Below are 18,967 nucleotides of genomic sequence, written 5' to 3' on the forward strand. Positions count from 1 at the left end.
TCCAGGTACGGCAACCTTTATGAACAACCTTCATCCCAGGTCACCCGGACAATGCCACAACTAGAGCAGGTATCGGTATTTTCTTCTTTGATCTTCTGGTCGATCATTTCGTTCGCCCTTCTTCTCTGGCTGTTGAAGAAGTACGCCTTCCCTCCCATCCTGCAGATGCTGGAGGAGAGGCAGAAGAAAATTTCCGGAGACATCAAAAACGCCGAAGCCATGCGGGTGGAAGCGGAAAAAATCAAAAAGGAGTTTCAGGACCAGCTCCAGACCGCGCACGACAAGGCAAGCACCATCGTCCAGTTGGCGCATGACGAGGCCCGCAAACTGCAGGAAAAAACCCTCAACGAAACCCAGTCCAAGGTGCGGCAGATGCAGAAGGAAGCCGAGCACGAAATCCGGGTGGCGCGCGACAAGCTGATGGGGGAGATCCGGCAGTATGTTTCCGTGTTGACCATCGCCTCCACTGAGAAAATCCTGCGCCGCACCATGCAGGACGACGATAAAAAGCGGCTGGTGGACGAGTCCATCGACGAGGTGGTCCGCAACCTGGAGAAGAACTAGGCACGGCGGCTTTGGCCGTCCTGCCGTGAACTGAAGACACGATGATTGAAAACCAGATAGGCAAACGATTTTCCGAAGCGCTGTCCGCTTCCATTGAGGACAACGCCAAATTGCAAGAAGCGCTGGACCACCTGTGCGATCTGGACGACGCCATCCAGTCCGACCCCGCACTGCCCAAGTTCTTTCTGCATCCGGCCATCCCGGACGATAAGAAGCTCGCGTTCGTGATGTCGCTCTGCGACAACATACCGGCGGGCAAGGAAGTCCGCAAGGTAGCGGAGATGCTGGTCAAGCGCAACAAGATGGCTTATCTGAAGAACATCCGGGAACATTTTGAGAAAACGGTGGCCGATCGGCTCAATCAGGTGCGGGTGAAGATCGTGGCCGCCTACCCTGTATCCGAGGAACAATTGAACAAACTGAAATCGTCCCTGGACCGGGCTTTGGGAAAAAGCGCGGTGATCGACAGCCAGGTGGACGAGTCGTTGCTCGGCGGCATCCGCGTCAGTATTGGAAGCTGGGTCGCCGATGCCACTATCAAGAACCGCCTGGCGCTGTTGCGACGGTCGATTGAGAAGGAGGAGGTCCTACTGTGAGTCTTAGAGCGGATGAAATCAGCACCCTGATCCAGAAGCAGATCGAAGGGTTTGAGTCCGAAATCGAATTGAAGGAAACCGGCCGCGTCATCTCCGTCGGCGACGGCATTGCGCGCATCTACGGCCTCGAACAAGCGATGGCGGGTGAACTGGTGGACTTTCCGAACGACGTCACCGGCATGGTTCTGAACCTGGAAGAGGACAACGTTGGCGCCGTGCTCATGGGCTTCGACAACCTGATCAAGGAAGGCGACGAAGTCAAGCGCACCGGCCGCATCATGGACGTGCCGGTCGGACCGGAACTGGTCGGCCGTGTGGTGAACGCTCTGGGCGAGCCGATCGACGGCAAGGGTCCCATCAACGCCAAGCAGCGCGGCCCCATCGAGCGCATCGCGCCGGGCGTTATCGACCGTAAATCCGTTCACGAACCCATGCAGACCGGTATCAAGGCCATCGATGGCATGATCCCCGTTGGCCGCGGTCAGCGCGAGTTGATCATCGGCGACCGGCAGACGGGTAAGACCGCCGTTGCCACCGACGCCATCATCAACCAGAAGGGCCAGAACATGTTCTGCATCTACGTCGCCGTCGGCCAGAAACGGTCCACGGTGGCGCGCGTCGTCAAGACTCTGGAAGAGCACGGAGCGATGGACTACACCATCGTCGTCTCCGCCAGCGCCAGCGACCCGGCTCCGATGCAGTTCATCGCGCCGTACGCGGGTTGCGCCATGGGCGAGTATTTCCGCGACAACGGCCAGCATGCACTCATCATTTACGATGACCTGACCAAGCAGGCGGCGGCCTACCGCCAGTTGAGCCTGCTGTTGCGCCGCCCCCCGGGACGCGAAGCGTACCCCGGCGACGTTTTCTTCCTGCATTCCCGCTTACTGGAACGCGCCGCGAAGTTGAGCGACGAGTTGGGTGCGGGATCGATGACGGCTCTGCCCATCATTGAAACGCAGGCGGGTGACGTGTCGGCCTACATTCCGACCAACGTCATCTCCATCACCGACGGGCAGATTTATCTGGAAACCGACCTGTTTTATTCTGGCGTGCGCCCGGCGATCAACGTCGGTCTCTCCGTATCCCGCGTCGGCGGTGCGGCGCAGATCAAGGCCATGAAACAGGTGGCCGGTCAGTTGCGCCTCGACCTCGCGCAGTACCGCGAGATGGCCGCGTTCTCTCAGTTCGGCAGTGATCTCGACGCCGCCACGCAGGCCCAGCTCGCCCGCGGTGAGCGCCTGGTGGAACTGCTCAAACAGCCGCAGTACCAGCCGCTGTCCGCGGTTCAGCAGGTGGTGTCGCTCTTCACCGGTGTGCGCGGTCATCTGGACAACATCAAGGTACGTGATGTCCGCCGCTTCGAGGAAGGGTTCCTGAATTTCATGGAAGAGAAGCACCAGGAAATTCTGGACACCATCGAGAAGGAAAAGAAGCTTTCCGACGAAACCGAACAGGAACTGGCCGCTGCGGTCAAAGAGTTCAAGGAATTGTTCAAATAAATGCCTAGCTTACGCGACGTTAAAAACCGCATCCGGAGTGTCAAGAACACTCAGCAGACCACCAAGGCCATGAAACTGGTGTCGGCGTCGAAACTACGCCGTGCGCAGGAGGCCATCCTCACCGCCCGGCCGTACGCCACCAAACTGCGTGACGTGCTGAATCACCTGTCGGCGCGGTGCAACCACGACCTGCATCCGCTGTTGAACGAGCGCGAAGGCAACAAGGTTCTCTTGGTGATCATCACCGCTGACCGCGGGTTGTGCGGCGCCTTCAACGCCAACATCATCAAGATGGCTTCCCAGGTCATTGAGGAAAACAGGGGTAGCGACATTTCCCTGTTTCTTGCGGGCAAAAAGGGAGGCGACTACTTCAAGCGCCGCCCCTATAAAATCAAGGAGAACTATCCGGGCTGGACGAAGGAGTTCAACTACGCCAAGGCGGTGGAGATCGGCGAGAAGCTCGGCCAGTTGTTCATCGATAAAACAGTGGACCACATCTTCCTCGTGTACAACGAGTTCAAATCCGTTCTCCGGCAGGAGGTCATCCGCGAACAGTTACTGCCCATCGAACCGGAGGAAACGGAAGACGCGCACCCGGTGGATTATATCTATGAGCCGGATGAGGAAAGCATACTGGAAGATATTCTGAAACGGTACATGACCTTGCAGGTGTACCGCGCCTTTTTGGAGTCCAGTGCCAGTGAACACGGCGCCCGCATGACGGCGATGGACAACGCCTCGCGCAATGCCAAGGAAATGATCGGCCAGTTGACCCTGTTCTACAACCGTACGCGGCAGGCATACATCACGAAAGAACTGATTGAAGTGGTCAACGGGGCGGAAGCGCTGAAAGACTGAATTTAAAGAATCGACCAAGACGACCAAGTAAAGGAGCGTTTGATGAACGTAGGAAAAGTCATCCAGGTAATCGGTCCCGTAGTGGATATCAGCTTCAAGGACGGCCAACTGCCGGCTTTGTACAATGCGATCCACATCAAAAAACCGGCACAAAGCGGGGAAGAGGAAATCATCACCCTGGAAGTGGCACAGCATCTGGGTGACAATGCGGTCCGCGCCATCTCCATGCATCCCACCGACGGCTTGGTGCGCGGCATCGATGCGGAGGACACCGGTCGTCCCATCTCCGTTCCCGTTGGCGAGAAAGTCCTCGGGCGCATCCTGAACGTCATCGGCGAACCTGTGGACCAGAAACCGAAGGTCGAGTCGCAGGAGACGTGGAGCATCCACCGCGACGCGCCGCCCCTGGACGAGCAGGACACGGGTATGGAAATGCTGGAGACCGGCATCAAGGTCATCGACCTGCTTGAGCCGTACCTGAAAGGCGGCAAGACCGGGCTGTTCGGCGGCGCAGGTGTCGGCAAGACCGTTCTCATCATGGAGCTCATCCGCAACATCGGCGCCGAGCACGGCGGTTACTCGGTGTTCGCCGGCGTGGGCGAGCGCACCCGCGAGGGTAACGACCTTTACCATGAGATGATCGAGTCGAAGGTTATCGACAAAACCGCGCTGATCTACGGGCAGATGACCGAACCCCCCGGGGCGCGCATGCGTGTGGGCCTGACCGGCCTCACCATCGCCGAATACTTCCGCGATGTCGGCGGGCAGGACGTACTGCTGTTCATCGACAACATCTTCCGTTTCTCGCAGGCGGGTTCCGAAGTATCGGCTCTCTTGGGCCGCATCCCGTCCGCCGTCGGTTATCAGCCGACCCTGGCCACGGAGATGGGCAACCTGCAGGAACGCATCACCTCGACGAAGAAAGGATCGATCACCTCCGTTCAGGCGATTTACGTTCCGGCGGACGACCTCACCGACCCGGCCCCGGCGACCACGTTTTCCCACTTGGACGCCACCACCGTTCTCAACCGGCGCATCTCGGAGCTGGGCATCTACCCGGCGGTGGATCCGCTGGACTCCACGTCGCGCATCCTCGACCCGGCGATCGTCGGCGAGGAGCACTACGGCGTGGCGCGCGAAGTTCAGCGCATCCTGCAACGCTACAAGGAATTGCAGGACATCATTGCGATTCTGGGTATGGACGAGTTGACCGAGGAAGACAAAATGCTGGTGGCGCGGGCGCGCAAAATCCAGAAATACCTGTCCCAGCCGTTCTTTGTTGCGGAAACCTTCACCGGTGCGCCTGGCAAGTACGTCAAGGTGGCCGACACCATCACCGGCTTCAAGGAAATCGTCAATGGCAAATTGGACGACATCCCCGAGCAGGCGTTCTACATGTGCGGCGCCATCGATGAGGTGTATGAAAAAGCCGAGAAACTCAAGAAGCAGGGTTGATGAGCATGGCCGAAGACAATCAGAAACTGCATTTCGTATTGGTCACGCCGGAGCGGGAGATGGTCAACGATCCGAGCGTGGACCAGGTCAACATTCCCGGAAGCGAGGGCGATCTGGGCATCCTGCCCCTGCACGCGCCCCTGTTCACCACCATGCGGCCCGGAAGTTTTTCCTATGAGAAGGGCGACGAGATCATCTCGCTCGTTGTCGGTCACGGCTACGCGGAAGTCACCAATGACCGCGTTACGGTGCTGGCCGAGACTGCCGAGTATCTCAGCGACATCGATCTGGCGCGGGCGCAACAAGCCAAGGCCAAGGCGGAGGCCATCCTGGCCAAACCCGACCTTGAGGAAGCCGAGCTCCGCGAGGCGCAGAAAAAGCTGTTCCGCGCCCTGGCCCGCATCGAAAGCAAGGGCAACGAATAAGCACGGGGCTTTTCCCCTGTACCTCCTGCGGGTGTTTTCGGGAGGCCGGGGGTGATGCCGCCGGAAAGCTTGTCAAAACGTGCGGATGCGCGGGTTTGAAAAGTAGTGCACCAGGTTATGCACTGAAACGATTCCCACCAACTCCTCCTTGTCCATCACCACCAGGTGACGGATTTTCTTTTTCGCCATCAGCTTGTTGGCGTCCAGCACCGATTCGTGGCAGTCAATCGTCTGCAGGGGCGTGGTCATGATGTCCGCCACCTTCGCCGTATTCGGGTTCAGCCCCTTGGCCACCACCTTGCGCGCGAAGTCGGTTTCGGTGACGATACCGACGGGCTTCTTTCCCTGCAGGACCACCAGCGACCCCACTTGCTGATCGTGCATGTACTCTGCCGCGTCTTTGATGGTTTTTGTCTCCGGGATAGTGATCACGGGCGCGGTCATGTAGTCGCTCACTTCTTCGATCGGGTTTTCCTGCTTGCGTTTCTTCATTGGAACACCTCCTTGCTTGCCTCGGCGAGCCAGTATTCCGCGGCTCAATATGGAACCACCCATATTGTACGGGCAACCGGCCAAAAGTGTGCAAGGAAAGAGTCCCCAGGACGGGGAAGAAAGGTGGTTTTTCGGGGTTCGACGAGACTACGCTTTTGCTGTTTTTTTACGCGGGGTGCGAGTGGAAGGCTTCAAAACGTCTGATAAATAAAGGCCCGTGTACGACTTCGGATTGGCGGCCACGTCCTCCGGGGTGCCCGTCGCCACCACCTGGCCGCCACGGTCGCCGCCTTCGGGACCGAGGTCGATGATGTGATCGGCGGTCTTGATGACGTCCAGGTTGTGCTCGATGATGATCACCGTGTTGCCCGCATCGACCAGCTTCGCCAGCACGTGCATGAGGTGTCCGATGTCGTGGAAGTGCAGACCGGTGGTCGGCTCGTCGAGGATGTACAGGGTCTGACCGGTACTCCGTTTGCTGAGTTCCTTCGACAGCTTCACCCGTTGCGCCTCGCCGCCGGAAAGGGTGGTGGCAGGCTGGCCCAGGTGGATGTAATCGAGCCCGACGTCGGTGATGGTTTGCAGTTTGGTGCGGATCGACGGGATGTTCTGGAAGAAATCGAGCGCCTCTTCCGTCGTCATCTCCAGCACTTCGGAGATGTTCTTCCCCTTGTACTGGATCTCCAGCGTTTCGCGGTTGAAGCGTTTGCCGTGGCACACTTCGCAGGTGACGAAGATGTCGGGCAGGAAGTGCATCTCGACCTTGATGATACCATCGCCCTGGCAGGCCTCACAGCGCCCGCCCTTGACGTTGAAGCTGAACCGTCCCGGTTTGTAGCCGCGCACGCGCGCCTCCGGCACCTCGCTGAACAGATCGCGGATCAGGGTGAACAGGCCGGTGTAGGTGGCCGGGTTCGATCTGGGCGTGCGGCCAATCGGCGACTGGTCGATGTCGATGACTTTGTCGAGGTGCTGGATGCCCTTGATCTTGTCGAACGCGCCGGGTTTGTCCGTGGCTTTCCAGAAATGCTGGGCCAGCGCTTTATACAGGATATCGATGACCAGCGTGCTCTTGCCGGATCCGGAGACACCGGTGACGCAGGTCAGCGCACCCAGCGGCAACTGGATGCCGATGTCTTTCAGGTTGTTTTGCCGGGCTCCGGCGATCTCCAGAAAATACCCGTTGCCTTTTCTGCGTTTGGCGGGTACCGGGATCTCGCGCTTGCCGGACAGGTACAGGCCGGTCAGCGATTTCGTGTCCTTCAGCAACTCGTCGGGCGGACCGGAGAAGATCACCTCGCCGCCGTGGATGCCCGCGCCGGGGCCCAGGTCCACCACGTAATCAGCATCGCGGATGGTGTTCTCATCGTGTTCGACCACGATCACCGTGTTGCCGAGATCGCGCAGGGTGGTCAGCGTTTTCAGCAGGCGGTCGTTGTCGCGTTGATGCAAACCGATGCTGGGTTCGTCCAATACGTAGAGCACGCCCATGAGGCTGGAGCCGATCTGCGTTGCCAGCCGGATGCGCTGGCTCTCGCCGCCGGACAGCGTCGCCGAGGTGCGGTTGAGCGTCAGATAATCGAGCCCGACGTCCACCAGGAACTGGAGTCGCTCCTTGATCTCCTTCACGATGCGGCGGGCGATGGAAAACTCCTGCTCGGTGAAGGTGAGTTTTTCGAAATACTCGCTCAACTGGCCGATGGAAAAGGAGGTGAGGTCGATGATGTTGTGTCCGCCGACCTTCACCGACACCGCTTCTTTCTTGAGGCGGGTGCCGTTGCAGGTGGGGCAGGGCAGGGCCCGCATGTACTGCGCGATCTCATCGCGCGTCGAGGCGGACTCGGTTTCGTGATAGCGCCGGTCGAGGTCGGGGATCACGCCGTCGTACGTGCCCGTGTAGGATTTCCGCCGCCCGTCTTTTTCGTAAAAGTATTTGACCGCGTCCTCGGTGCCGTGAAGAAGCACGTCCTGCGTCGCTTTCGGCAGGTCCTTGAACGGAGTGTTGAGTTTGAAATTGAACTGTGTCGCCAGCGAATCCAGCATCTGGAAAAAGTACACCGTGGTCTTCTTCTGCCACGGATGGATCGCGCCCTGGCGGATGGACAACGACTTGTCGGGGACGACGAGGTCGGGGTCGATCACCATGCGGTTGCCGAGGCCGTCGCACTCCGGGCACGCCCCCGTCGGGTTGTTGAACGAGAACAGGCGGGGTTCCAGTTCCGGGTAACTGATGCCGCAGTAACTGCACGCGAACTTTTCGCTGAACAGCAGTTCTTCCGCCGCGTGGTTGTTTTTCTTGTCCTCGAGGAGCGAGACCACCAGCGACCCTTCGCCCTGGCCGAGTGCCATCTCGACGGAGTCCGCCAGCCGCTTGCCCATGTCGGCCTTGATCACCAGCCGGTCCACCACCGCCTCGATGGTGTGTTTGAATTTTTTGTTGAGAACGATGTCGTCTTCCAGCGATTTCACCTCGCCGTCGATGCGCGCCCGCACGAAGCCCTTCTTGCGCAGTTCCAGGATTTCCTTTTTGAACTCGCCCTTGCGGCCCTGCACCACGGGGGCGAGGATCATGAGCTTGCGTCCCTCGGGAATGGCCTGCACCTGATCGACGATCTGCTGGACGGTCTGCGACGCGATCTCTCGGCCGCACCCGTAGCAGAACACGCGGCCGATGCGCGCATACAAGAGGCGCAGATAATCGTAGATTTCGGTGACGGTGCCGACGGTGGAGCGCGGATTCTTGCTCGACGTCTTCTGTTCGATGGAGATGGCGGGCGACAGGCCTTCGATATAATCGACGTCCGGCTTTTCCATCAACTCCAGAAACTGCCGGGCGTAGGCGGAGAGCGACTCGACATAGCGGCGCTGGCCTTCGGCGTAAATGGTGTCGAAGGCGAGGGACGATTTTCCCGAACCGCTCAGGCCGGTGATGACAACGAGCTTTTCGCGCGGAAGGGTGAGGTGGATATTTTTCAGGTTGTGCTCGCGCGCGCCTTTGATGGTGATGTTTTCGAGTGCCATGATGCGTGAGGTGTTTCTTTAATTTCAGGGTTGCTTGGATTGCGGGAACATCCGTTCCCATTTTTCATCGACCTTTTGTTTGATGTCGTCCGACATGTGGATCTCCTCCGGCCAGTCCTGCGTGTAGCCTTCTTCCGGTAGCTTTTTAGTGACGTCGATGCCGATGCGTCCGTTCACTAACTGGATGTCACGGCGCGGGTCGAGGTTGTTGAACAGCTTCCACAGTACGGTGGAGGTGTTGTTGAGATCGACGTGCTCTTCGAGCGCCACGATGACGCCTGCTCCGGCGAGGGCGTCGTCTTCCAGGCAGGCGCGCAGAAAGTCGCGGCTCTGATGCGGCCGGGTCTTGTCCAGCGCCACCAGCACCACCGGACGGCGCACGCTGAGTCCACACACGCGCACCGATTTTACTTCGGTGAATTTGCTTTTTATTTGTTCGCCCAACTGTGGGCTCGGCGGAGCGGAATCGTTCCGCGGCGGATTCGACGGCGGTTCTCCCTCGATCGGCCGGGTGGCGTCGATGCCCAGCTTCGATCCGTACAGCGCGTGGTCCGAGGCGTGGTTGAGCACGTCGAGAATGCCTTCCGAGAAAAACAGGTCGCGGTTGAAGTCGATGTCGTTGAGCAGGAGTTCCAGTACAGCCTGTTCGTTTTGCACATCGACATCGTGATCGACAACGACGATGGTTTTGACGAAGCTCATCTGCCCCGCGCCCCACAGCGTGCTCATCAGCCGCCTGGCCTGCATCGGGTAGCGTTTGTCGATGGACACGATCACGCAGTTGTGGAACACGCCTTCGAGCGGCATGTTCATGTCCACCAGCTCCGGAAGTTGCGTGCGCAGGAGCGGCAGGAAGATGCGTTCGGTCGCCTTGCCCAGGTAAAAATCCTCCTGCGGCGGGATGCCGACGATGGTGGTCAGATAGATCGGTTCCTTGCGGTGCGTGACGGCGGTGACGTGGAACACCGGATAGTCCCCATCCTGCGAGTAGTAGCCGGTGTGGTCGCCGAAGGGTCCTTCGCGCCGCATCTCTTTGGGATCGATGAAGCCCTCCAGCACGATCTCGGCGTTGGCCGGGACTTCCAGGTTCACCGTCTTGCACTTGACCAGCGGCACGGCTTTTTTGCGGATGAATCCGGCCAAGAGAAATTCATCGACGCCGTAGGGCAGGGGAGCCGAAGCGGCGTAGCAGGTCACCGGGTCCGCGCCCAGCGCCACCGCCACTTCCATGATCTTGCCCTTGCGTTTGAACTCGTGAAAAAAATGCGCGCCGTCCTTGTGAATGTGCCAGTGCATGGCGGTGGTTTTTTTGTCGAACACCTGCATGCGGTAGAGGCCGACGTTGCGGATTTTCCGATCGACACTGCGGTTGACGACGATGGGGTAGGTGATGAACCGCCCCGCGTCGTGCGGCCAGCACTGGAGGATTGGGATTTCGTCGAGATTGACCCGGTCGCCGGTCTTGACCACCTCCTGGCAGGGCGCGCTCGACACCATCTTCGGCGGAAACTGGGATGCTTCCAAAAGCATGGGAAGCATCTTCGCCTTGTCCAGCAGGGTTTCCGGCGGCGCCAGGTGCAGGTACTGGTCGATGTCGCGTGCGATCTTGTCGAGGCGCGTCACGCCGAGCGCGGCCTGGATGCGGCTCCAACTGCCGAAGGCGTTGATGAGCACCGGCATGGTGGAGCCCTCCACGTTTTCGAACAGCAGGGCCTTGCCGCCGCCGTTTTGCTTGGAAACGCGGTCGGTGATCTCCGCGATCTCGAGGACGGGTGAGACCTTCTCGCGGATGCGCACCAGTTCGCCCGCGCCTTCGAGGTGTTTGACAAATTCGTTGAGGGAGTCGAAAATCATCGGGTTGCCGTGGGCGACGGGTTGTTGGGATCGGTTGGACCGGGACCGCAAAAATGCGAAGACTCCATTATATCTCACTTCGCCCCCTCAGGTGGGGACGGATTGTATTTCCCTGCTGGACCGTACGGGAAGCGGGGAAGGGTGGGCGGCCATGCTGATTTATTTTCTGAAACGCCTTCTGCAGGGCGTGCCGGTGCTGATCGTGGTGGCGACCATCACCTTCCTCATCATGCACGCCGTGCCCGGCGGACCGTTCGACCGCGACAAAAAACTCCCTCCCGAAATTCTCGCCAACATCGAAGCCAAGTACCACCTCGACAAACCCGTGTGGCAACAGTACCTGTTGTACATGGGGCAACTGGTGCAGGGGGAGATGGGGCCGTCGTACAAGTACATCGGGCGCGATGTGACGGACATCATCAGGGATACGTTTCCCGTTTCACTGACGCTGGGTCTTCTGGCGGTGCTGGTGACCCTGGGGCTGGGTGTGCCGGCGGGGGTGATCTCCGCCGCGCGCGAGAACACGCTGGTGGATCGCACCTGTATTTTCATCGCCACACTCGGCATCTCGCTTCCCAGCTTCGTGCTGGGTACGTTCCTCATCCTGGTTTTCTCGCATATCCTGCACTGGCTGCCGCCCGCTCTGTGGGAAGGTCCGCGCCACATGCTCCTGCCCGCGCTGGCTCTGGGCGCGGGGTTCGCGGGGTACATTGCGCGCCTCACCCGCACCACGGTGCTCGACGTGTTGTCGCAGGACTACATCCGCACCGCGCGCGCCAAGGGATTGAAAGAGTCCACCATCCTCATCAAGCACGCCCTGCTCAATTCCGTGACGCCGATCGTGTCGGTGATGGGACCGCTCACCGCCGGGCTGGTGACGGGATCGTTCGTCATCGAGTTCATTTTTTCCATTCCCGGTATGGGCAATTATTTCATCACCGCCGTCACCAACCGTGACTACCCGCTGATCATGGGCGTGACGCTGGTGTACGCGGTGCTCATCGTGCTGGCCAACATCGCCGTCGATCTGCTGTATGTGAAGCTCGACCCGCGCGTACGGCTGACGGGGGAGAAGGCCTGATGCGCGCCTTTTGGAGCCGGTTTTCCCTGCCCGCCAAGTTAAGCGCCTGCTTCCTCGCCGCCATTGCGCTGGCGGCGGTGTTCGCGCCGTGGCTGACGCCGTTTTCGTATGAGGAGCAGGACACATTGAATGCGCTGGCCGCACCCGACGCCATGCACTGGATGGGCACCGACCGCCTGGGTCGCGACCTGTTCTCGCGCATGCTGTACGGGGCGCGCGTGTCGTTGTTCCTCGGCATCGGCACCACGCTGATCGCATTGATCATCGGTACCGTGTACGGGGCCATCTCCGGTTACATCGGCGGGCGCACCGACAACTTCCTGATGCGGGTGGTGGATGTGATTTTTGCACTGCCCGACCTGCTTCTCATCATTCTCATCATGGTGGTGCTGGGACGCGGGCTGACCAGCATTTTTCTGGCGCTCACCATGGTGAGCTGGGTGACGGTGGCGCGGCTGGTGCGCGGTGAGGTCCTGCGCATCAAGGAGTTTACCTTTGTCGAGGCGGCGCGCGCGCTGGGGGCGGGGCACGGACGCATTCTGTTTTCCGAGATTGTGCCCAACCTGTGGGGCATTTTGATCGTCACCCTGACCTTCCGTATTCCGGTGGCGATCCTCGCCGAATCAACTTTGAGTTTCATCGGGTTGGGCATTGCGCCGCCGTTCAGCAGTTGGGGCACGCTGGCCAATGACGGCTGGACAGCGATCAAATTCTACCCGCACCTCATCGTGTTCCCTTCGCTCGCCATCTTCTTGACGATTCTGGCCTTCAACTTTTTAGGGGAGGGCCTGCGCGATTATTTCGATCCTCGGAAGTCATCCTTAGAAATTAATTGAGGGTCTGTCGGATTGGGGGTTTTCATTCCCGGCCGGGAGATTTAGAATAAATATAAGGTATTGAATAAAGTTTGATTAGAAATGGAGGGAGACATCGTTTTCAGACCATTAGAATCGAGCTTGTTTCATGTTGACATCCCACTGAAGTTGATTAAAATACGCAACTCAAGCTGATCGGCTTGAGTTGGGTTGTATTGAGGACGGTGCACTTTATGTCTCGAATTAAAGCCGACCTGATTTGCGAGATCATTCGCAAATCTCAAACAAATTATTTCGATAAACAAGGTTGGTCGGATCCTGGTAAGCCAGAAATCAGCGAGCAGTTCGTTCTCGATTGGGTGAAGAATCACGCCAAGCAATACCGCGAGTATTACGTGGCGCAGTTGCAGATGTATTCCACCACGAGGCTGGGTGAAATTTTAAAAGCCCTGACTGAGAGTGGAAAGGATCTGACCGATGTCATTCACCGCGCGCCGCAGTTTGCGGAGAAACCCGATTCGGGACCGGTACCCAGATAATTTAGCGACACGCTCCGATTTGACAGATGGCCGAAACCAATCCGCAGAACGAAGAAAAGCAATCTCCCGAAGCCAAACCAACCGCTTCGGAATCCACTCCCAAACCGGCCGCACCGGCAGGAGGAGCCAAACCGGCTCCCGCCGCTGGAGCCAAGCCCGCACCAGCCGCCGCAGGGGCGAAACCGGCCACGCCGGGAGCAAAACCAGCCGCGCCGGCAGCTAAACCTGCCGCCAAGCCCAAGGTTGAAAAGAAACCGCTCATCGACAACGGCGACGGCACCATCACCGACCCCAACAGCGGGTTGATGTGGAAGAAAACCGACGCGTGGCTCGACACCAAAAAATTCTATACCTGGCCGCAATCTACCGAGTACGTCGATAAGATCAACAAGGAGAAGTTTGCGGGGCATGCTGACTGGCGCATTCCCAACAAGGCGGAAGCCGCGACCCTCGTTGACAAGACCCAAAAGAACATGGACAAGAACGGCACCGAGTACCCGTTCGATCCGATTTTTGAAATCGGTGCGGCGGCGGTGACGTGGATCACCGAATGCTCGGACGACAAGGTGGTGCGGTTCGATTACAAGATCAGCAGTGAGTTCACCTATCCCCCGGCAGAGATCTGGTCGTCCATACGCCTGGTGCGCAATGCCGAGGGTTACGAAGACGTGCCCAAACCGGGAGCGGCTCCGGCGGCGAAACCTGCGCCGAAACCGGCAGCTCCGGCGGCCGCCGCCAAACCCGCCGCTCCAGCGGGAGACAAACCGGCTGCACCCGCCGGCGAAAAGCCCGCCACGCCGCCTGCGCCCAAGCCGGCGGACCCTCCAGCTTCGCAGTAAGCTTCCTTATCTTTCTTTCAACCAGTTTCTGATAATTCTTGCCGAAGCGGCGGGGTCTTCATCGACGAAGGCTTCCACCACTTTGCGGATGGCTTCTTTTTCTGTCATGCCCGCCTTGGCCATCATGATTTCGTCCGGGGAAGGTGTTTTTGGGGGAGGCGTGGTGCCAGTACCGCCCGCAGCCTTTCGTTTCCTGACCACGCGGCGCGGGGTGTGCGTTTTTTTCTGCGGGTAAAGCAGATACGCCAGGCCGATGGCGCAGATGAAAATGGCGAGTAAAAGGAAAAAAGGCAGGCTCATCGCCTCACCTCAGGCTGTGGGTTGGGCGACGTGAAACTTGATGATGAAGTCGCCGCGTTTTTTGCTGGTGCGTTCTTTGCACCCGGCACCGGGAATGCGGTGCTCCTCGCCCGTCAGGGTGCCGTCTTCCACTTCGATGGTTTCCACTCCATCCAGCGTTTCGACTTCCAGCGGGCCGCCTTTCTCCGCCAGCTCGGCGGGAATGGTGACGTTGGCGTACACATCCGACTGTGCACGGCGGAAGCGCGGGTGCGGCTGGATGCATACCTTGAGCAAAAGGTCGCCCGGCGGGCCGCCGTTCCTCCCGCACGCGCCTTCGCCCGGAAGCCGCAGAGTGTACTGATCGACCACGCCTCCCGGAACCGCCACGTTCACTGAAACCGGTTCGACGATGCGCTGCGTGCCTTCGCAGACCATGCAGGCGTCCTGATCCGTATTCAGTCCACTGCCGTTGCATTCCGGGCAAGTGACGTACTTTTCGTAGTGAAAGGGTAGGGTGCCGCCCAGTGCGGCGGTGACGAAGGGAACGTCCAGCATGAACTGGAGGTCGAACCCCTGGGTTGGCATGTCCGGATTGAATTCCGGTTCTTCATCGAAATCCGGGCGCGGTCCGGCATCGCGGAAATCCTCGCGCGGCCCCTGCCGCGTGTATTGCCGTGCGTAGTCGTACGCGCCCTGCCACGGATTGCCGCCTCTCGAAGGACCGCCGCCACCACGCGGTGTGCGGGCGCCCTGCGAACGCAACTGATCGTACTGCTTCCGTTTCTTGGCGTCGCTCAGCGTCGAATAGGCTTCCGAGATCAGCTTGAAAGTTTCTTCCGATTTGGCACTGCCCTGGTTGATGTCCGGGTGGTGTTTTTTGGCGAGATCCCGGTAGGCCTTCTTGATTTCCTTCATTTTCGCCGTTCGGGTGACGCCGAGGACCTTGTAATAATCTTTGGAAGCGGAGACGGGCATGTGCGGGCTTTTTCCTTTTGAAGCTAAAGAAACCTGTCGATCATTTTATCTGCATGCGTGAGGCAGTTCAACTGGCGGAGCGCCACCTGGGAAAGGTGTGGGCGGAAAGCGGGGCGGGGTCTGGCTCCTTTTCCGGGGAAAGTACCTTGTGGATGCGGTCGCGCAAATCCCGGGTCCGAAACGGGTAAAACTGGTCGCGCAGGACGAGCGTATACGTTGCCGCCCCTCCATGACGATTTTCCGGGGTGGGCGTCATGCGGATTTTTTCGGAGCTGACTTTTTCCAGTGCCGAGAACTGCGCCGGGTTCCACGCTTCATGGACCAGGGACCCATCAAAATACACCCGGTTGTCCTGAAGGGTCAGATAACCCGCGTCGATGAAAGACGGCATCATGCCCAGCCCCAATCCCGAATGCGGCCTATGACCGATCAGCATGGCCAGCGTCCCCGCCTGCCGGGAGGTTGCAGGCAGGTGTTTTGTGCGGTTGACGAACAGCCGCAGGAGCCAGTGGGCGTAATCAAACCAGCGGTAGGAAACGGCAAAACAGAACAGGGTGTTGAACGCCATCAGAAAGTAGTTGGCAAAGATGACGTAATACACAAACAACGCCATCGCAAACGCAAGCACCAGGCTGAGTGTCAGGTTGATCAAGGCGCCTGTCCAATACACGGCGAGCAGGTTGCGTCCCGCGCGGGGTTGATGTTTCCACAGGTAATGTTTGCGAAACAGGAGGTAGCACGTTCCCGCTCCCAGGGTGGCGGACAATGCCGGAAGGGGAAAGATGAACATCACCAGAATGTAGAGCACAAACAGGAATTCGATCATGATTATCTATTCTAACGCAGGCGCCTGCAGGGTTGTATAATGAAAGCGGAGGGAGCTTTTTGCGAAAGAAGGTGATGTGGTGTTTCGATGGAAAAGCCTGCTGGTTGCCTTGATATTGGCCGGGTTGGCATCGGGGTGCGCTCACCCGATTTCCAGTTCCCTGCGCGATCAGGCGAACCCGGATTTCAGCCTTGAACGCATCATGCAAAGGCCGGAACATTTTAAAGGGGAAAAAGTGGTGCTGGGAGGCATCATTGTCCAGACCCGCAATTACAACGGCTGGTCGGAGGTGGAGATCATCCAGGTGCCGTTGACGTGGACCGGACGGCTGGGTGACCGGGACGAGTCCTCCGGCCGGGTCATCCTGCGATATGAAGGGTTCCTGGAGCCGGAAATTTACAGCAAGGACCGGGAGGTCACTGTGGGAGGAACGGTGACCGGGGTCAAAACCGGGACCATCGACAAAGCGGAATACAAATATGTGGTCGTGAAGGTGGAAGAGCTCCGGCTGTGGGAGAAAAGCGAATATGTCTATTATGGCTACCCCTACTACGGTTATTGGGGATACTGGGGTCCGTATTACTCGCCCGCGTGGTCTTACCGGCGCGGTCCGTTTTACTGGTGAGTAGAATGAAAGCCGTGTGGAGCCCTCTTTTCTGCATTGTGATTCTGGGGCTCGGCGGCTGTGCGGGGGTTATTTCCCAAAAGTTGATTGAGGCCAGTGAGCTGCAGGCGGCGTTTTCGGAAATCCGGCGCACGCCGCAAAATCACCTGGGTCGAACCGTGGTGTTGGCGGGCAGTATCATCAGCGTGCGGCGGGAGGGGGCCGAGACGGTGGTGGAAGTGCTCCAGCGGCCGTTGGGACACCACCTCCAGCCCGAGATGGGCGACGAAACCGAAGGCCGGTTTCTAGCCCGCATCAACCTGGCGGGGCAAGAGACTCAACTGGAGCCGAAGCGGGAGATCACTGTGGCTGGCAAGGTGACGGATCAAGAGACGCGCCCTCTGGACCGCACCATGTACACCTATCCCGTGATCCAGGTCGAAGAATATCACCTGTGGCCAAAATGGAAACAACCGGCGCCGCCACGGGTCAATATTGGTTTCGGTGTGTCGGGCACCTTGTAGGGCTACTGGCGGAGCGTCACCTCTCCGCTGTCAAAAGCGAGCTCTTCCCCGGAATCCAGGTGCACCACCAGCCGGCCGCAATCGTCCAGATCCATGGCGATGCCGGAATGAGTCTGGTGGCCCCGGCGGAGCAGGATAGGCACGCCCAGCATGCGCGTGTTCTGCCGCCAGTGGGACAGAATGAGTCCGACATTATCTTCAAGTAAAATCTGATAGTAGTTGTGTAAATTTCGAATAATATTACTTAATAATTCGTAGCGGGCCGGATGTGTCCCGGTTTCGATGAGCAGCGAGGTGGCCAGCTCGGCGATATCTTCGGGAAACCGGTCCTGGCTGACATTGAGGCCGATGCCGATGATCACGCCGGGATGAGGGCCGTCCACCACCTGCTCGGAGAGGATGCCGCCCAGTTTGCGGCCGTTGAGCAGGATGTCGTTGGGCCACTTGAGCGTGGCGTTCTGCGAGTTGATCTGGTTGAGGGCTTCCACCACCGCCACGGCGGCCATGAGCGTCAGGTTGGGAATGTGGTCCTGAGCGAGCGTGGGTTTGAGGACGAGCGAAAAGTAGAGGCCCGTATCCGGCTCGGAATACCAACTGCGGCCCAACCGGCCTTTGCCGCGTGTCTGGGAATCGGCAATCACCACGGTGCCTTCCGGGGCACCCTGAAACAGCAAATTTTTCGCTAGATCGTTGGTGGAATCCACCTGATCATAAGCTATAATTTCCCCGGCCCAGGGAAGGGTTTGCAGTTGATTTTGAATCGCATCCAGCTCTTCCTGTAAGTAAGGCATGGTAATTTTTCCCGATTGAGGGGCATAATGACAAACGGGTGGTTCCTCCACCCTTTTTTATATTCCAATTGAACTATGGAATCCATTAAAAGAGCCTGCAAATATTTTTACTACCGGTTCATCCGGTTGCAGGCGAGCCCCGAAAAACTGGCCTGGGGCATGGCGTTGGGGCTGTTCATCAGCACCACACCCACGTTTGGATTCCAGATGGCGCTGGGCTTCGTGACGGCGGCCTTTTTCCGCGTCAGCAAACTGTGTGCGCTAATCGGGGTGCAGGCCACCAATGCCATCACCGCGCCGTTCGTGTATGCTGGGACCTATTATCTGGGGGCGGTGATTCTGGACCGCCCATTCAAACAGGAATATCTGGAGCACCTGTCCTGGAGCAGTCTTTGGGAAATGGGCCCGGATGTGTTTGCCTCGCTGTGGGTGGGGGGAGTGATTGTCGGGATTATTCTGGCGGTTATAGGATATTTTGTCGTTCTCGGCATCGATACGAAGTCGCATTTGCAGATTGTGCGGGCTCGAAGACAGTTGGACAGGATGAAACGAAAAAATCCTCCTGTCTTTGAAAAAATTGATTGAATTGTTATCAAAATATTGATACAAACCTATTTCTAAATTGCATCTTAGGTATGCAAGCAGGCAAGTCTTTCTTGAGGAGAACATTAATGAGAAAACTGGTGATTTTCTTGATGTTGAGCGTGTTCGCCGTAGCGGCGTCCGGGTGTGAGAATGCCCAGGGACCCTGTCCGCATGGTATTTGTAAGCAATCTTATTATGAGGACAAGGAAGCTCCTCCCAAAGAGTAATTTCGACCCTGATTTTCAGGCCGAACTGGCCTCCCTCCCAGTAGCCGGATAAATATAAGGTGGTATGGATATCCAGGCAGTTTTGCTCCCTGACCCGATTTTGGCCGATGAA

Annotated in this window: 20 protein-coding genes and 1 pseudogene; 14 read left to right on the forward strand and 7 right to left on the reverse strand. The window is 58.5% G+C overall.

Features of this window, described 5'->3' with window-relative positions; all coding sequences use genetic code 11:
- Nucleotides 1-51 precede the first annotated feature (51 nt).
- From atpF to J2S31_RS06425, 6 genes are read left to right on the forward strand one after another with little or no spacing between them, the layout of a single operon-like run.
- Entirely contained in the window at nucleotides 52-564 is a 513-nt protein-coding gene (atpF, locus tag J2S31_RS06400) for a F0F1 ATP synthase subunit B (protein WP_237098237.1), read from the forward strand.
- Nucleotides 565-605: 41 nt separating this feature from the next.
- Nucleotides 606-1,160: an ATP synthase F1 subunit delta gene (atpH, locus tag J2S31_RS06405; protein WP_237098238.1), complete on the forward strand. Its 555-nt coding sequence runs from the start codon at nucleotides 606-608 to the stop codon at nucleotides 1,158-1,160.
- Entirely contained in the window at nucleotides 1,157-2,662 is a 1,506-nt protein-coding gene (atpA, locus tag J2S31_RS06410) for a F0F1 ATP synthase subunit alpha (protein ID WP_237098240.1), read from the forward strand. Before atpH ends, atpA begins: the two co-directional genes overlap by 4 nt.
- Nucleotides 2,663-3,520: an ATP synthase F1 subunit gamma gene (atpG, locus tag J2S31_RS06415; RefSeq protein WP_237098241.1), complete on the forward strand. Its 858-nt coding sequence runs from the start codon at nucleotides 2,663-2,665 to the stop codon at nucleotides 3,518-3,520.
- A gap of 42 nt (nucleotides 3,521-3,562) precedes the next feature.
- Nucleotides 3,563-4,975, forward strand: a complete 1,413-nt coding sequence (gene atpD, locus J2S31_RS06420; RefSeq protein WP_237098242.1) for a F0F1 ATP synthase subunit beta — start codon at nucleotides 3,563-3,565, stop codon at nucleotides 4,973-4,975.
- A 5-nt stretch (nucleotides 4,976-4,980) separates the two neighbouring features.
- Nucleotides 4,981-5,400, forward strand: coding sequence for a F0F1 ATP synthase subunit epsilon (locus J2S31_RS06425; protein ID WP_237098243.1), 420 nt, complete (start codon nucleotides 4,981-4,983; stop codon nucleotides 5,398-5,400).
- Nucleotides 5,401-5,472: 72 nt separating this feature from the next.
- On the opposite strand, the gene J2S31_RS06430 is transcribed toward J2S31_RS06425, so the two are convergent.
- The 3 genes from J2S31_RS06430 to J2S31_RS06440 all read right to left on the reverse strand — a co-directional run bounded on the left by J2S31_RS06430 (nucleotide 5,473) and on the right by J2S31_RS06440 (nucleotide 10,767).
- On the reverse strand, nucleotides 5,473-5,892 hold the full coding sequence (locus tag J2S31_RS06430; RefSeq protein WP_237098244.1) for a CBS domain-containing protein: 420 nt from the start codon (nucleotides 5,890-5,892) through the stop codon (nucleotides 5,473-5,475).
- 147 nt (nucleotides 5,893-6,039) lie between these two features.
- On the reverse strand, nucleotides 6,040-8,913 hold the full coding sequence (gene uvrA / locus J2S31_RS06435) for an excinuclease ABC subunit UvrA (protein WP_237098245.1): 2,874 nt from the start codon (nucleotides 8,911-8,913) through the stop codon (nucleotides 6,040-6,042).
- 24 nt (nucleotides 8,914-8,937) lie between these two features.
- Nucleotides 8,938-10,767: a menaquinone biosynthesis decarboxylase gene (locus J2S31_RS06440; RefSeq protein WP_237098246.1), complete on the reverse strand. Its 1,830-nt coding sequence runs from the start codon at nucleotides 10,765-10,767 to the stop codon at nucleotides 8,938-8,940.
- Nucleotides 10,768-10,918: 151 nt separating this feature from the next.
- On the opposite strand from J2S31_RS06440, the pseudogene J2S31_RS14720 reads away from it, so the two are divergent.
- The 5 genes and pseudogenes from J2S31_RS14720 to J2S31_RS06460 form a co-directional block, all read left to right on the forward strand.
- Nucleotides 10,919-11,127 (forward strand): annotated as a pseudogene (locus tag J2S31_RS14720) (hypothetical protein); the annotation flags it as partial.
- 13 nt (nucleotides 11,128-11,140) lie between these two features.
- Complete coding sequence (locus J2S31_RS06445; RefSeq protein ID WP_371831648.1) at nucleotides 11,141-11,848, forward strand: ABC transporter permease; 708 nt, start codon at nucleotides 11,141-11,143, stop codon at nucleotides 11,846-11,848.
- On the forward strand, nucleotides 11,848-12,684 hold the full coding sequence (locus J2S31_RS06450) for an ABC transporter permease (protein WP_237098248.1): 837 nt from the start codon (nucleotides 11,848-11,850) through the stop codon (nucleotides 12,682-12,684). Before J2S31_RS06445 ends, J2S31_RS06450 begins: the two co-directional genes overlap by 1 nt.
- A gap of 212 nt (nucleotides 12,685-12,896) precedes the next feature.
- The gene (locus J2S31_RS06455; RefSeq protein ID WP_237098249.1) at nucleotides 12,897-13,202 is read left to right on the forward strand and encodes a hypothetical protein; all 306 of its coding nucleotides are present in this window, start codon (nucleotides 12,897-12,899) and stop codon (nucleotides 13,200-13,202) included.
- A gap of 26 nt (nucleotides 13,203-13,228) precedes the next feature.
- Nucleotides 13,229-14,041: an Lcl C-terminal domain-containing protein gene (locus J2S31_RS06460; protein WP_237098250.1), complete on the forward strand. Its 813-nt coding sequence runs from the start codon at nucleotides 13,229-13,231 to the stop codon at nucleotides 14,039-14,041.
- A 6-nt stretch (nucleotides 14,042-14,047) separates the two neighbouring features.
- On the opposite strand, the gene J2S31_RS06465 is transcribed toward J2S31_RS06460, so the two are convergent.
- The 3 genes from J2S31_RS06465 to J2S31_RS06475 form a co-directional block, all read right to left on the reverse strand.
- On the reverse strand, nucleotides 14,048-14,341 hold the full coding sequence (locus J2S31_RS06465; RefSeq protein WP_237098251.1) for a hypothetical protein: 294 nt from the start codon (nucleotides 14,339-14,341) through the stop codon (nucleotides 14,048-14,050).
- Nucleotides 14,342-14,350: 9 nt separating this feature from the next.
- Nucleotides 14,351-15,298 (reverse strand): DnaJ C-terminal domain-containing protein, encoded by a 948-nt coding sequence (locus tag J2S31_RS06470; protein WP_237098253.1) that lies wholly within the window; start codon nucleotides 15,296-15,298, stop codon nucleotides 14,351-14,353.
- A 67-nt stretch (nucleotides 15,299-15,365) separates the two neighbouring features.
- Nucleotides 15,366-16,124, reverse strand: a complete 759-nt coding sequence (locus tag J2S31_RS06475; protein WP_237098254.1) for a hypothetical protein — start codon at nucleotides 16,122-16,124, stop codon at nucleotides 15,366-15,368.
- A 76-nt stretch (nucleotides 16,125-16,200) separates the two neighbouring features.
- Here J2S31_RS06475 and J2S31_RS06480 point away from each other — a divergent pair, with 76 nt between their 5' ends.
- Entirely contained in the window at nucleotides 16,201-16,749 is a 549-nt protein-coding gene (locus tag J2S31_RS06480) for a Slp family lipoprotein (protein WP_237098255.1), read from the forward strand.
- Between the two features lie 5 nt (nucleotides 16,750-16,754).
- Nucleotides 16,755-17,252: a Slp family lipoprotein gene (locus J2S31_RS06485; RefSeq protein WP_237098257.1), complete on the forward strand. Its 498-nt coding sequence runs from the start codon at nucleotides 16,755-16,757 to the stop codon at nucleotides 17,250-17,252.
- Between the two features lie 2 nt (nucleotides 17,253-17,254).
- Here the strand turns inward: J2S31_RS06485 and J2S31_RS06490 are convergent, their stop codons facing one another.
- The gene (locus J2S31_RS06490) at nucleotides 17,255-18,043 is read right to left on the reverse strand and encodes a biotin--[acetyl-CoA-carboxylase] ligase (RefSeq protein ID WP_237098258.1); all 789 of its coding nucleotides are present in this window, start codon (nucleotides 18,041-18,043) and stop codon (nucleotides 17,255-17,257) included.
- 75 nt (nucleotides 18,044-18,118) lie between these two features.
- Here J2S31_RS06490 and J2S31_RS06495 point away from each other — a divergent pair, with 75 nt between their 5' ends.
- Nucleotides 18,119-18,628: a DUF2062 domain-containing protein gene (locus J2S31_RS06495; protein WP_237098260.1), complete on the forward strand. Its 510-nt coding sequence runs from the start codon at nucleotides 18,119-18,121 to the stop codon at nucleotides 18,626-18,628.
- The last annotated feature ends 339 nt before the right edge of the window (nucleotides 18,629-18,967 follow it).

This window comes from Nitrospina gracilis Nb-211, assembly GCF_021845525.1.
Taxonomy (GTDB): Bacteria; Nitrospinota; Nitrospinia; order Nitrospinales; family Nitrospinaceae; genus Nitrospina; species Nitrospina gracilis_A.

What these genes read in the sequence shown, in the direction of transcription:
- J2S31_RS06440 (WP_237098246.1), bottom strand. Translation starts at nt 10,767, where the DNA reads ATGATTTTCGACTCCCTCAACGAATTTGTCAAACACCTCGAAGGCGCG.
- J2S31_RS06460 (WP_237098250.1), top strand. Translation starts at nt 13,229, where the DNA reads ATGGCCGAAACCAATCCGCAGAACGAAGAAAAGCAATCTCCCGAAGCC.
- J2S31_RS06465 (WP_237098251.1), bottom strand. Translation starts at nt 14,341, where the DNA reads ATGAGCCTGCCTTTTTTCCTTTTACTCGCCATTTTCATCTGCGCCATC.
- uvrA (WP_237098245.1), bottom strand. Translation starts at nt 8,913, where the DNA reads ATGGCACTCGAAAACATCACCATCAAAGGCGCGCGCGAGCACAACCTG.
- atpG (WP_237098241.1), top strand. Translation starts at nt 2,663, where the DNA reads ATGCCTAGCTTACGCGACGTTAAAAACCGCATCCGGAGTGTCAAGAAC.
- atpH (WP_237098238.1), top strand. Translation starts at nt 606, where the DNA reads ATGATTGAAAACCAGATAGGCAAACGATTTTCCGAAGCGCTGTCCGCT.
- J2S31_RS06490 (WP_237098258.1), bottom strand. Translation starts at nt 18,043, where the DNA reads ATGCCTTACTTACAGGAAGAGCTGGATGCGATTCAAAATCAACTGCAA.
- atpD (WP_237098242.1), top strand. Translation starts at nt 3,563, where the DNA reads ATGAACGTAGGAAAAGTCATCCAGGTAATCGGTCCCGTAGTGGATATC.
- J2S31_RS06475 (WP_237098254.1), bottom strand. Translation starts at nt 16,124, where the DNA reads ATGATCGAATTCCTGTTTGTGCTCTACATTCTGGTGATGTTCATCTTT.
- J2S31_RS06425 (WP_237098243.1), top strand. Translation starts at nt 4,981, where the DNA reads ATGGCCGAAGACAATCAGAAACTGCATTTCGTATTGGTCACGCCGGAG.
- J2S31_RS06495 (WP_237098260.1), top strand. Translation starts at nt 18,119, where the DNA reads ATGGAATCCATTAAAAGAGCCTGCAAATATTTTTACTACCGGTTCATC.
- J2S31_RS06470 (WP_237098253.1), bottom strand. Translation starts at nt 15,298, where the DNA reads ATGCCCGTCTCCGCTTCCAAAGATTATTACAAGGTCCTCGGCGTCACC.
- J2S31_RS06450 (WP_237098248.1), top strand. Translation starts at nt 11,848, where the DNA reads ATGCGCGCCTTTTGGAGCCGGTTTTCCCTGCCCGCCAAGTTAAGCGCC.
- J2S31_RS06430 (WP_237098244.1), bottom strand. Translation starts at nt 5,892, where the DNA reads ATGAAGAAACGCAAGCAGGAAAACCCGATCGAAGAAGTGAGCGACTAC.
- J2S31_RS06455 (WP_237098249.1), top strand. Translation starts at nt 12,897, where the DNA reads ATGTCTCGAATTAAAGCCGACCTGATTTGCGAGATCATTCGCAAATCT.
- J2S31_RS06445 (WP_371831648.1), top strand. Translation starts at nt 11,141, where the DNA reads ATGGGGCCGTCGTACAAGTACATCGGGCGCGATGTGACGGACATCATC.
- atpF (WP_237098237.1), top strand. Translation starts at nt 52, where the DNA reads ATGCCACAACTAGAGCAGGTATCGGTATTTTCTTCTTTGATCTTCTGG.
- J2S31_RS06485 (WP_237098257.1), top strand. Translation starts at nt 16,755, where the DNA reads ATGAAAGCCGTGTGGAGCCCTCTTTTCTGCATTGTGATTCTGGGGCTC.